The sequence below is a fragment of the Psychrobacter sp. CCUG 69069 genome, from assembly GCF_021023115.1.
Lineage (GTDB): Bacteria > Pseudomonadota > Gammaproteobacteria > Pseudomonadales > Moraxellaceae > Psychrobacter > Psychrobacter namhaensis.
Genome location: NZ_QQAI01000006.1, coordinates 148242 through 161048, shown reverse-complemented (window position 1 = coordinate 161048; position 12807 = coordinate 148242). Strand labels below are relative to the sequence as shown.

13 protein-coding genes and 1 tRNA gene are annotated in these 12807 nt (G+C 43.8%); 9 read left to right on the top strand and 5 right to left on the bottom strand.

Annotated elements, in window-relative coordinates:
• Nucleotides 1-257: 257 nt before the first annotated feature.
• Nucleotides 258-722, top strand: coding sequence for a hypothetical protein (locus DVY93_RS06295; RefSeq protein WP_230709798.1), 465 nt, complete (start codon nt 258-260; stop codon nt 720-722).
• A 97-nt stretch (nt 723-819) separates the two neighbouring features.
• On the opposite strand, the gene DVY93_RS06290 is transcribed toward DVY93_RS06295, so the two are convergent.
• The 4 genes from DVY93_RS06290 to DVY93_RS06275 form a co-directional block, all read right to left on the bottom strand.
• Complete coding sequence (locus DVY93_RS06290; RefSeq protein WP_230709796.1) at nt 820-1134, bottom strand: hypothetical protein; 315 nt, start codon at nt 1132-1134, stop codon at nt 820-822.
• A 79-nt stretch (nt 1135-1213) separates the two neighbouring features.
• Nucleotides 1214-2491, bottom strand: coding sequence for a tyrosine-type recombinase/integrase (locus DVY93_RS06285; protein WP_201600851.1), 1278 nt, complete (start codon nt 2489-2491; stop codon nt 1214-1216).
• Nucleotides 2492-2673: 182 nt separating this feature from the next.
• A tRNA-Leu gene (locus DVY93_RS06280) sits at nt 2674-2760 on the bottom strand.
• Nucleotides 2761-2904: 144 nt separating this feature from the next.
• On the bottom strand, nt 2905-3678 hold the full coding sequence (locus DVY93_RS06275; RefSeq protein ID WP_193006196.1) for a ferredoxin--NADP reductase: 774 nt from the start codon (nt 3676-3678) through the stop codon (nt 2905-2907).
• Nucleotides 3679-4116: 438 nt separating this feature from the next.
• Here DVY93_RS06275 and tsaA point away from each other — a divergent pair, with 438 nt between their 5' ends.
• From tsaA to gspK, 8 genes are all read left to right on the top strand, one after another.
• Nucleotides 4117-4965, top strand: a complete 849-nt coding sequence (tsaA, locus tag DVY93_RS06270) for a tRNA (N6-threonylcarbamoyladenosine(37)-N6)-methyltransferase TrmO (RefSeq protein ID WP_193006195.1) — start codon at nt 4117-4119, stop codon at nt 4963-4965.
• Between the two features lie 74 nt (nt 4966-5039).
• Nucleotides 5040-6827, top strand: coding sequence for a GspE/PulE family protein (locus DVY93_RS06265; RefSeq protein WP_198334082.1), 1788 nt, complete (start codon nt 5040-5042; stop codon nt 6825-6827).
• Nucleotides 6828-6970: 143 nt separating this feature from the next.
• Nucleotides 6971-7759 carry a TatD family hydrolase gene (locus DVY93_RS06260; RefSeq protein WP_193006193.1) on the top strand — a complete coding sequence of 263 codons (789 nt, stop codon included), beginning with the start codon at nt 6971-6973 and terminating at the stop codon, nt 7757-7759.
• Nucleotides 7760-7988: 229 nt separating this feature from the next.
• The gene (locus tag DVY93_RS06255; protein WP_193006192.1) at nt 7989-8672 is read left to right on the top strand and encodes a TetR/AcrR family transcriptional regulator; all 684 of its coding nucleotides are present in this window, start codon (nt 7989-7991) and stop codon (nt 8670-8672) included.
• 157 nt (nt 8673-8829) lie between these two features.
• A complete protein-coding gene (locus DVY93_RS06250; RefSeq protein WP_230709794.1) occupies nt 8830-9657 on the top strand; it encodes a prepilin-type N-terminal cleavage/methylation domain-containing protein in 828 nt (275 codons plus the stop codon).
• A gap of 30 nt (nt 9658-9687) precedes the next feature.
• Nucleotides 9688-10131, top strand: a complete 444-nt coding sequence (gene gspI / locus DVY93_RS06245) for a type II secretion system minor pseudopilin GspI (protein WP_230709791.1) — start codon at nt 9688-9690, stop codon at nt 10129-10131.
• Complete coding sequence (gspJ, locus tag DVY93_RS06240; RefSeq protein ID WP_230709789.1) at nt 10128-10907, top strand: type II secretion system minor pseudopilin GspJ; 780 nt, start codon at nt 10128-10130, stop codon at nt 10905-10907. Before gspI ends, gspJ begins: the two co-directional genes overlap by 4 nt.
• Nucleotides 10908-10961: 54 nt before the next feature.
• A complete protein-coding gene (gspK, locus tag DVY93_RS06235; RefSeq protein WP_230709787.1) occupies nt 10962-12044 on the top strand; it encodes a type II secretion system minor pseudopilin GspK in 1083 nt (360 codons plus the stop codon).
• A gap of 21 nt (nt 12045-12065) precedes the next feature.
• On the opposite strand, the gene DVY93_RS06230 is transcribed toward gspK, so the two are convergent.
• Nucleotides 12066-12746 (bottom strand): TetR family transcriptional regulator, encoded by a 681-nt coding sequence (locus tag DVY93_RS06230; protein ID WP_198334079.1) that lies wholly within the window; start codon nt 12744-12746, stop codon nt 12066-12068.
• Between the last annotated feature and the right edge of the window lie 61 nt (nt 12747-12807).

Genomic DNA, 12807 nt, shown 5'->3' with positions numbered 1-12807 from the left:
GGATAGTCGCCCAACGCTTCTATCAGCATGCGAACGGCGCGTTCTTTAATCTCAGGAGTGTAGGTTTGTTTTTTCATTGTCGTATTCTCTCAGAATGTTGAGTCTCCGACAATCCCGGGGCGGTTCATTCATTTAAGCCTATTACACTACCATTAGAGAATTTTATACAAAGATTGGTTTCACAGGGCCTAGTTTTTATACCTTATGAGCGATTCACCTCTACAAAGTTTAGATTTAAATCCAACGGTATCACTGAGATGACTTTAGGGGTGAGTAAAGACTCTTGCGCTAAATGTGGTTACTCCAATCCGATAATTTCTGAGGTGAGATATAAAGAAGACTATAAAGTACGTTCTAAGAAAATAAAAGATTGTAGCGATAAAGAGCTTAGAATTATTAATACACATTTTTCTAAGAATTATGTTTTTTCACCCATAAAAAAGGTGCGTAGTGAAATACTTAACAAAGTTTTTATAGTCAACACTTGTGTTGAATGTGGTTTTGTCATAGATAGAGATGGTCAATATAGTACCTATTTAAAAAAATTTTTCACTAAGCCGCTTTTTATAAAGCATTTAGGTCTTAATACAGAAAAATTCTATACTTCGAATACAACTCTTAATACGGAATGTGTTTACCTTGTAAACAACAGTTTCAAAATCAAATATAACGAGAGTTTTGAGTTTGGTAAATGGGTTACTAGAGATAGTGAACCAGTTTAATCAGAATAATTGGCATATATGATTGTTTATAAAAAATCATATAATGTAATTTACTACTGTAGATTTTGCAATAATTACTATATAAGTTTGAAAGCGATCAAACGTAATCCTTTTGCCATACTGCGTTTTTGCAAACCATACAACACCAACTATCTTGAGCACGCATATATAGGATATCTGCTGGCATCTCTAACGGGCAAGCACTTGCACAGTACTCACAGAGCATATCATCTAAACAAGCGTAACATTGAGCAATCGTCTCAAACAATAGATTTGAGCTGATTCTATATTTCTGACATAGCATTTGTACATGTTCAAGATAATCCTCCTTATGATCATATGCCCAATAATCAACACAGATTTTTTGATCTCTACTATTCTGTGTCATACCAAATTCAAGTTTGATACCCATAGTATGTCTCCTAATCAAAATGTCATTACATGTTCTATCGATTAGTTAGTTGTACAGAACTTTAAAAAATTATATGAAGTTATGTCTGTAAGAGACTCTTAATCACCTCATCTTGAGTCATTCCTATATGCTTGCAATAAAAAGCTTCAATCTCATCTAAAGCTTCACGTAATTGTCGCTGTGATACCTGTATGTAATGTAGTGTCACATCATCACTAGATTTAGCCTCACGATGATTGAGCAGTCTCTTTAACACTGGATAGGTTACATTAAGACCATTAGCGACAGTGCCAAATGTACGACGCAAATCGTGAGGCGTAATGTGCAAGCCAGCTTTGTTTGATATTGAATGATAACTACCGCTCAAATCTTTAACGTGGTCGCTATTTCTTTTCAAATCACTCGGAAATACCCAACGCTCTCCATTGCTCAATCTATAGCGTTCACTAAGTATGGCTTGAAGTATTTTTCCAGTAGGCATATGGTAATCAGAACCATTTTTAGTGGCTTTAAAAACGATACGAGCAGCGTCAAGATCTACATCTTCCCATCTTAGTGTCTGCGCTTCATTTAAGCGAACTCCAGCAAACATAAAAAGCAGTAAAAGATCACGAGCATTATTGCTATAAGATGCTTGTTTGAAAGAACTACCGTCACGGTGTTCAATCAAAGTTCTAAAATATACTCCTAAATACTCTTCTTCAACATGACGAGTACGAGGTTTAATTTTGTTCCAATCATTTTTGGCATTCAGTATTCGAATGGGTTGATCCTTTATTATGTACTCCTCATCGTCATCTAAGAAGCTATCTTGACAATAATTCCATACTGATCGAAGAGCTCGCATAGTAGCATTCGCTTGAGCTGGACTAGATTTGCTGATTTCCTTATGTTTTTCACTTATCATAGTTTTAGTTATATCGTTTAACGATATATCAAGCCAGTCATCGAGTCGACCAAGTATTTGCTGATCATAAGTTTCAATAGTACGGCTGGCAAGATTTGGCTTCATAGATTTAAAGTAGGTATATGCTTCATTAAGTGTTGGTATATCAGAATCTTGAATGTCTTTTAACTTTGGAGTAGCGTGATAACCATCGTAAACATCAAGTCCCTTTTTTATGTTGACTATCATCGTGCTCGCTTTTTCACGAGCTTCAGTCAAAGTGATTAGATGTGTTTCTTCAACTTCGTCACGATAGAGCTTACCATTGATGCGTTTATGAAGCGTGTATCTCTTAGATTGCTTACCCACACGAAGTGCAAAACCCGTTAATACTTCATCCATGTAGATGTCTGTACCATTTGAAGCATATGCAACTGAATCGATAAACTTCTTACTAAGCTTAACTTTCATAATTCATCCGTCACGCCGCAGTTATTATATTAATAGCACTATAATACGTGAACATGCAGATGTATTAAAGTATCAAGATAGTATCAAAATTTTATTTTACGCTGTTATTACTCGACCAATTTATAAATAATTCACGCAATAAAAAACCCTCACAATCTATAGACTGTAAGGGTTTCGTATAGTGGTACCAGTGGTCGGACTCGAACCGACACGCTTTTAAAGGCAACGGATTTTGAATCCGTCATGTCTACCAATTCCATCACACTGGCATGTTAGAAGATAACGTCTATTGGATAGATATTATCGAATTGGGTTACAGGGTTAACTCTGTATAGGCTGCGTATTATAGCAGCCTTTTTTTCACCGTCAAGAATTATTTACTATAATTATCAATCAAAGCCAAAAAATGTAGTTTATCCAACAAAAGCGCGCTCAACTGCATAATCCGCTTGGACACCCATACGCGGTGAAACCGTTAAACCGAAATCATCTAAAATCGCTGAGACTTCTGCATTAAAAGGCATGCTACCGCATATCATCACGCGATCATCGTCTTTGTTGATAGGGGGTAAGCCAATGTCTTCAAAAAGTTTACCTGACTTCATCAAATCGGTCACACGGCCTTGGTTTTTAAATTCTTCACGAGTCACGGTCGGGTAGTAGATGAATTTTTCGCGGTACCATTCTCCAAAGATTTCGTCATTGGGCAGCTCGTTTTCGAACATCTCACGATAAGCCAAATCCTCTGCATGACGTACGCCATGTACCAAAATGATTTTGTCAAAGCGCTCATAGACTTCAGGGTCACGCGCCAACGCTAAGAATGGCGCTAATCCTGTGCCTGTTGAGAGCATATAAAGGTGTTTGCCGGGTAGTAAGTCATCTAGCACTAGGGTCCCTGTTGGTTTTTTACTGACCAACAATTCATCGCCCACTTTGATGTGCTGCAAGCGTGACGTCAGTGGACCATCTGGCACTTTGATAGAAAAGAATTCCAAATGGTCTTCGTAATTAGGGCTAGCAATTGAGTAAGCGCGCAACAATGGCCTGCCATCGACAACGATTCCAATCATCGCAAACTCGCCATTACGAAAACGTAAGCCGTCGTCACGAGTGGTTTTGATGCTAAATAGAGAGTCATTCCAATGATGAACCTCTGTGACCGTTTCGGTGCGAAGTTTTGACATAAAGTCCTCGTTAATAAGTTGCTAACTGTAACGTTAAGTTAAATATGTGTAAAATCAATAATTTCAATGACAAATAAAAATTATAACGCCGTATCTGGAGTCTGATGGTTGTCTAAATAGTTGTTGTTAACACATCAGTTTTGCCAGAGTTTGGGCACGGTAGATAGTCTGTAATCAAAAATTTCAAATGCTATTCTAACATTTTGTCGGATGTTATGAGTACGTATAGATGCCTACAAAGTCTACAGAAACGTACGAGAGTCTACGAGCTTAAACGGCTGTCATTGAATGGCTCGCTCATAATAACAAACTTTAAAATAAAAATCCGTCCAGCAGTGACGATGGGGCATGATAAAATGGAATATCGTTAGCGAATAATTTTGTAAGATTGGGCATATCAGTTTAACAGTAGCAGTTTGTCACGCAGGGAGACAGTGTATGTGGGGTGAAAAGGTGTCCCAAGATGAGAGTCATCGTGCGCCAATTATTGGCTACCATCGTGCGCCGCTATCACAAAAGTTTGGTGCGCCAAGGCAGCCAAATCTGGTCGCGTTGACCAGTGTTATTGAGATGCGAGCGCCTTATGATACGCCAGCGGCTTTCGTTGGTTTGGAGGCGTTTAGTCATATTTGGGTCAGTTGGCAATTTCATCATAACTATCTTGATAAGGGCAATGGCTTGCATAAAGCAGACAGGGAATTTCGCCCGCAAGTACGACCACCAAGACTCGGTGGCAATCAAAAAATAGGCGTGTTCGCCAGTCGAAGTATGTATCGGCCTTCGGCATTAGGACTGTCTGTGGTCAAGCTTGAGCGTGTGGCGGTGGTACAAGGACGTGCGTTGCTTATCATTAGCGGTGCAGATATGATAAATGACACGCCTATTATCGATATCAAACCCTATGTGGCTTATAGTGACGCTATCGCCCAAGCAGAGAGTGGCTTTGCACCCACTGCCCCTGTGTCGTCGGAGGTGACTATCACTGAGTCAGCGTATGCACAATTTATAACGTTGGTTCATACAGGAGAGTCGGGTAGAGGTGATAATAAACCCACTGATACAGAACCTGCTACGGTCGCTGCGCTGCTATACAAGATACAAAACCAATTGAGCCTCTCTGATATCGACGCGATTAAAGCACTCATCGCGCAAGACCCGCGTCCAGCGTATCGCCGTCATGAATTAAAGATGCCATTTATTATGCGCTATAAGTCTGTCGATGTCAGTTTTCAGTTGCTAGAGTCAGGACAGTTACAAATAAGTTCTGTTGTAGCAGTCAGTTTGTAGCGGCAAATGAGCGTCACTAGTACCGCACTCCTCACTATCAGTAACTTATTTACCCGTAATAAAAGAAGAATAATATGTCTGTTCAGAACTATTCAATAGTGATTGATTTGCGTTGGTGCCTAGATGAGCTTTTGGTCGACAAGGTGATTGATCAGCGTGGCTACAATCTAGTGATTACTAGCCGCCGTGATAAGGCACAGCATCCACTGCTGACCATCAGTGAGTTTGGCTTGCCGAATGGTCATGCGCCTGATAACAGCGCTGACAATAAATTAACGTTGGCTTGGTTGAATCAATGGTTGGCCGCAAAAGCGGGTATGCCACTTGTTCGTATTGACCCTTTAAAAGTCGATGTTCCAGCCGTGACACAGCTGATGTCCTTTGAGTATGCACGCTTGCAGCATATTTTACCGATTGAGGTGAGCTTAGATGAGGTGGTCATCGGTACAGATCAGCCGTTTTATACGGACTGGCAAGCAAACATTGACAAGTTAATCAAATCTAAAAGCTATCGCACGGTCTATCTTAGTCCTGAACAGATTAATCGCTATCGCCGAGAGTTCTATCAAGTCACGCAAGCGATTGCGGGGGCAAATAGTGTCCATAAACGGGCGGCAGCTGATGTCACCAATGTCGAGGCACTATTGCAGCTGGGTGACAACACCAATCCCGATGCCAATGATCAGCATATCGTCAGAGTCGTTGACTGGTTACTACAATATGCCTTTGAACAGCGTGCCAGTGACATTCATCTAGAGCCGCGGCGGGAGACAGGCAAGGTACGTTTTCGCATAGATGGTGTGCTCCATACCGTCTACGAGATGCCACTGGCGATTATCGTGGCGGTCACGGCGCGTATTAAAATCTTAGGGCGGCTCAATGTCGCAGAAAAACGCAAACCGCAGGATGGTCGTCTAAAAACCCGTACCCCAAAAGGGCTGGAGACTGAGCTACGTCTCTCTACCATGCCGACTGCTTTCGGTGAAAAGTTGGTCATGCGCGTGTTTGATCCTGAGGTGCTGGTGCGCTCGTTTGCTCAGCTCGGCCTATCTGGTAAACAGCTGGAAACGTGGCATGAATTAACGGCGCATCCAAACGGTATTGTTTTGGTCACAGGACCAACTGGCTCAGGTAAAACCACCACCCTATATAGTACGCTCAAGCAGCTCGCCACTGAGCAAGTCAATGTCTGTACGATCGAAGATCCGATTGAGATGATTGAGCCGGCGTTTAATCAAATGCAGGTCAACCCAGGCGTCGATTTGTATTTTTCTGATGGTATCCGCTCATTAATGCGTCAAGACCCGGATATCATTATGGTGGGTGAGATTCGTGATGCCGAAACGGCAAACATGGCAGTGCAAGCCTCCCTTACAGGGCATTTGGTGCTCTCGACTTTGCACACCAATGACGCCCCAAGCTCCCTCACTCGTCTACACGATTTGGGCATCCAGCCTTTTTTGACCTCAGCGACGATATTGGGTGTGATGGCACAGCGCTTATTACGGACGTTATGTCCGCACTGTAAGCAAGCGGTGGATGTGACGCGAGATAGTGAGATAGCGATTCAATGGCAAGAGCTGGTACAGCCTTGGCGTGCGCCAGTGCCAGCACAGATCTATACGGCGCAAGGTTGTGAGCGCTGTCGCCATACCGGTTATCAGGGCCGTGTTGGCCTATATGAAATCATGCCGTTATCCAACGAATTAAAAAAGTTGGTTGCCGCCGATGCAAATTTAGACGTACTCAAGCAGCAAGCGTACCGCGAAGGGGTACAGCCATTACGCTTATCAGGTGCAAAGCGTGTTAGTGAAGGGCTGACGACCATAGAAGAGGTGATGCGTGTCGTGCCGCTGCACTGATGTCAAGTATTTATAAATCGGTATGATAAGTAAGTGACTTTTACCTGACTTGAAAACTGCTGTCTTTAGAGCAATAAACACCCATACAACTTTGAATTTTGACCTAACTTTTTTATTTATAATTTTTATTAATGAGAGTTTTTATGTTTACTGATAGTCATTGCCATCTGAACCGTTTAGATTTGACTAAGTATGACGGCCAATTGTCTGGCGCGATTGACGCTATGAAAGCCGCTAACGTCACCCGTGCGATGGCGATTATGTGTGATTTTGCTGAGTATGATGATATTGCCAACATTGTACGCACTTATGGTGATGAGAGGCTAAATTTAGGGATGAGTGTGGGTATCCATCCTTGTGAAGATATTCAGGTCTTACAATCAGCGACCATCGAGCGGCTGATAGAAACGGCCAGTGCTGATCATGTATGGGCAATAGGGGAGACGGGTCTGGATTATTATTGGTCAACTGAGAATAAAAAAGAACAACAAGCCAGTCTTGCACGTCATATTCACGCGAGCCAAAGTCTAAAAAAGCCACTCGTGATCCACATGCGTGATGCCAAAGAAGACACCATTGATATCTTAAAAAGTGAGGGCGCTGAACATGGCATTATTCACTGCTTTACCGAAGATTGGGAGACAGCGAAACGCGCCTTAGACTTAGGGTTTTATATCTCTTTCTCGGGTATTGTAAGCTTTAAGAGTGCGCAAATGATCCAAGATGCCGCTCAAAAAATGCCCAGAGATAGAATGCTGATCGAAACGGATAGCCCTTATTTAGCACCTGTGCCTAAACGTGGTAGACCTAATGAGCCGGCTTACGTACCCTACGTGGCAGCTTATCTCGCAGACATGTATGGCTGTAGTAGCAAGGAGATAGGCGCTTTGACTGCAAAAAACTTTGAAAATTTACTGGCACAGTACCACTAAAATGGGTATGCTATGACCACTCAGTCATTTATGAAATCACCATATGGTTTGCGCGCTATATCGTTAAATACCAAGCGTAATCATATAATTATCTATGACTATTTAGCAAACATAAGCATATTCTCATTGTCGTCCTCGAGCAGTCTTTGTATAGCCTCATACTTTTTTGCCGACGTACTAGTGTAAACAATGGTCATATGCTTAATCTTGTCAGGTTTTAGGAGAGATTATGAGTCGTCAGCATCAGTTCAAGGCACGAGAAGAAAATATCTTAGCGATGGCAGAGCAACTGCTACTTGAGTCAGGCGATGGTGATATCACTTTAGACAGTTTGGCAGACCAGCTTGATTTGGCTAAAGGCACACTGTACAAGCATTTCTCCAGTAAAGATGAGCTCTATTTGCGCATTATCATTCGTTATGAAGAGCAGTTGTTCGAGATCAATCGCATTGATGATTGTCCGTCGGCAGGCGTGGCCCGCATGATTTTTCAACAGCTGTTTAACCCACAAAAAGCCATGCTGCTTAACCAAATCGAAGAGCGTTTGGCGGCATCAGTGACGGGTCTCAATCGCTTATTTGGTGAGCTTTACGATATACGCCGCCAGCGCATGAAGCGTTTGATTGATATTATCAGTGCTTACTTAAAAGATGAAAATAGTAACCTGAGTACTCGCGATTATTTATCTTCCATTTGGGCAATGGGTCAAGGCGGAGCGGGGTTATTAAATTCAAGCTTTTATCAGCGTTATTTGGGCCGCCGTGATACCTTGCGTTACGCGTTTGTCCAACAAATGCTTGAGCTCCCCAGCCATTATCCTGCCGATGAGGATGGGGTGATGGATGAAGATATGCAAGAGCTGGTAGAACAAATCGATACCGAGTCAGAAGAGCATCGCAATACCAATTACTAGCTTGCCTGTGACTCTTTCGAAGCTCAATGTACTACCGTAAGCGTTCCGTGTTGCAATATTCTATAGTGCCACACGGGCAACCCTATCTGTTCAGTGTTTTAAAAATAGTGATGTCACTTTATACATGATAACCTAATAATAAGCTTATAGGTGCCATATGCCGGTCACTGCCAAGACTCAGTCCAGCTCAGCGGCCATTTGCCATTTAAGCATCAACCCGCAACATTCTACCTATCATAAAACAAAGTTCAGTCTGCCCCCTCGTCATTGTTGCAGTGACTACTCGCTGTTAAAAAACGCTCAGATTTTCTCTGCTAAACCATTAAGCCTTTGTCGATCGCAAACGGGTTTTACCCTCGTTGAAATCGTGGTGGTGGTGGTTATTCTATCTATATTTGCTGGCATGATGAGTTTGTCGGTTGGTAGCAGTGAATCCCGCAAAAACCGTGCTTTTTATGAACATCTTACCGATTCATTAAGTTATGTTCGTCTGTTATCAGCTGAGCGTATGCAGCCCATGGGGCTAGTTTTACAAGCGGATAAAGAAGGTCAGGTAAACCCTGTGATTGTCACCTTATCAAATCCTTATGTCGCTTATCAAAGCGCTGACATCACATCGAGTAGTATAGACAGTCGCCCCAAAAATGCCATGGAGTTGTCTACCGATTTGAACACTATGTCAGGGGCTATGAGCGACCAACCGCCAACCCCGAGCTGGGAGAGGGAGTCAGAAGTCAGCTTGCCTGAACTGCCTGCTGGGGTCAGCTTAAGGATTCAAAGCTTAGAGTCTGGTAACTTATCAAGTTCTGGACAAAAACAAACACTACAGCCGTGGTTTGCCGATCAAGCAGTGCCACAGGTCCTATGGTTTGGTACTGGGCAAGCGACTCCCGTCACCATTGAAGTGCTGCATGATTCGCGTTTGGTGGGTGAGGTGATTACGATTATGCCTGATGGTAGTATGATGATCGGACAGGGGTTATAGTGGATGGCTATCTTTTCCAAGTCGCTTACTATGCCTACCTATTCTCAGTCTAAGCGTGAGCGTGGATTTACCTTGATTGAGGTGATGGTTGCTTTGGCCATTTTGGCAGTGGTCGCTGTGGCGGCCAGTCGGGCCAGTAGCGCCTACCTGCACTCAGTCGATGTATTGCGCACCCGCACGCTGGCGCACTTTGTCGCACAAAACGCGGCGTCTGATTTGCGTATTCAAAAGACGTGGCTGACCGCAAGTCGTACTCAGACTGTCAATGCTCAAGGTCGTGATTGGCAAGTGGTTATGACAGTGGGTGACGCCATGACACCTGCCTTAAAACAAGTGAATATCGCTGTTGCTCCCATTATTGATGGACAAACGCGTAGTGCTGTGACAGACATCGATGTGATGTTAAGCAGCGCTGAGCAAGAGGTTGGCAGTTTGGATTTGGCTAGTTTAAACCCAAATGGTCGTGTGCCATGAGTCAGCGCGGCTTTACCTTACTTGAGCTGATGGTTGCCATGGCAATATTTGCGATGCTGGCGGTGGCGGGTTGGCAAGTGTTTGACAGTGTCAACCGTGCTCGTGAACGGGCGCAGTTCCATGCGGATAATTTGGCAGTATTGCAATATGCTTATCTACAGCTACAGCAAGATATGGGGCAAATCATTCCTTATCAAGCGATCAATGTCCAACAAGATAGCATCAGCAGCAATGATGGTAACCAAGCAAGTAACATCCAGCCTGAGCCTTTTATGCGCTTAGATGGCGAGCAGGTCAGCTTTGTACGCTTTGCCGATCCTGATCCGCGCTATCAAAGCAGTACTAGTTTGCAGCATGTCGAATACGTTTTTGTAGATGAGCGCTTAATACGCCGCCAGTACACCAGCTTGGATGTTGGGCGTGATAGCGTCAGCTTAGACAGCGTGTTGCTAGAAGGCGTCACCGCAGGCCGTTGGCAAGCGTATTTACCAGAGCCGAGCAGCACATTTCCGAACAAAGACGGCAGTAGTGTCGGTACAAATATAACCTCTGAACAACCAGCTGGTACAGTAGATATGCAGCCTGAAGTGGCTTTACTGCCAAAAGGTATTGCCGTTAGTTTTACTTATCAAGACATGCCAATTACTTGGCAGTGGGCGCTCGCGCCGCAGCCGTTACCCCAGAGCAGTCGTCAAAACGTCCCTAATAAAAACAGCAACAACAATGGCAATGATGGTAGCGAGGGAGGTAGCGGCGGTGAGGAAACCAGTAATTGAAAAGGCAGTATTGAAAATGGCTTATTGGCTCAATAACGAAGGCAATTTATGTCAATGACAGCCCATTCTCAGCGCGGGGTAGCGCTGCTCACTATCTTGCTATTAGTAGTCAGTATTACTGTGGTCGCAGGGGCGATGCTTGCCAGCCAAAAGATTGCTATTAGGCGTAGCGGCTTATTGTTTGACCAAAACCAGTTATTACAAGACATTCATGCAGGTCAGCAATTGGCCCTCACGGTGATTCGTGCTGACGATAAGCTAAATGATACCGACAGCGAGCAGGATATTTGGGCACAACCCATTCCACCTTATACCTTAGGCACGCATAGCATCAGCGTCGAGTTACGTGATGAAGCCAGTCGGTTTAATATCAACAACTTATATCAGAAGGGAGCGGTAGATACAGCCGCTTTAGCACTCTTTCAAAGACTGCTGACACAATTGAACTTAGAGCCTGACATTGCCATCGCGGTACTTGACTATCAAGACACAGACAGCGACGTGTATCAAGACGGTGGTAACGAAAGTACAGTCTACTCTCAGCAATCGAGTGCGACAGTCAATAATACGTTGCCAAATCAGCCCTTTGTTAGTGTTGATCAGCTGCAAGCGGTTCGAGGCGTCAATACTGACGTGCTAGCGACACTACGCCCTTATATCACGGCGGCTCCCTACTTTGTACCGGTTAATATTAATACAGCCAGTCCTGTTTTATTGGCTGCACTGGTAGACGGCGCTACTAGTGAGCAGATGCAAGGACTGGTCGACATGCGGACGCAGCGGGCGTTAGAGTCTATTGATGCTGTGTGGCAATTGCCAAATTTGAGCGGTTTAAACGAAGAACAACGAGCCGCATTAGCGCCACTATTAGCCGTTGATAGTCAGGCTTTTATGACGCTTATTACGGTTACTGATAATGCAACGGTCGGGCAGGAAAAATACCGTTATGCCACTGTATTGGTGAGTAAAACGGCGAATGATGCTGAAGGTAGTAGCAACGCGAATAACAACAGCTCAAATGGCAATAACGCCAATAACAATGTCCCTAACGGTGCCAACTATAACGGCGACAGCAAAAAAACCAAGCAAATCGACGTAGTGGCGCAGCGGCTATGGGCTTTTAGACCCAGTTTTTAATCACTCTCCTAAAACGAGTGATCAATCCTTTAAAAGGGTTTCCTCACTGGACTTCCAATTGTAAGCGCCATAAAAAAGCATCTGTGCTTGGCGGGTACAGTTGTGTAGCATCGTCTGTTTATTCTCTTCAATCTCATTCAAATCGATTTCATCATCATGGTCTTCAGTATAGGTCAACTCTAACCAATCGATGATCCAAGAAAAGAACATATTTACGCCAGCCTCAGCCAACAGACGGCGGTCATAGTCATTGATGTGCGTAAACGCTGGCTGTAGCGCGAGATCTTCCGCTAAGCTGTGGGCGTGCTTTTTGACCAGCTCATTAATGGCCTTTCGCACGGCGTCTGAGCCGCCATAACGTTCACTGACTAAAAACTGCCAGTAGTAAGGCTGATCACTGACCATATACAAAAAGAGTTGGATACTCTTAGCGATTTGGCGATCAAAACTACGTTTACGGCCAATCTGTAAGCTATCGCTTAATATGGCTAAGGTGCCTCCTAGCTCTTCTACCACCAAGGCTCGTCCAAGCGACTCCATATCATCGAAATGCCGATAAAACGCAGTCGGCACAACGCCCACCTCACGTGTTACCTGTCTGAGGCTGATGGAGCTAAAAGACTGCCCTGTCATACATAAATCCAGCACAGCATTAAAAAAGGCGTGCCGAGTTTGAAGTTTTTTTTGTTCGCGACTGCTCATAATATTTCAAAATTATCCGATAGGGGTTTATGATACTCATTTCAGCGCGTAAATACGACTG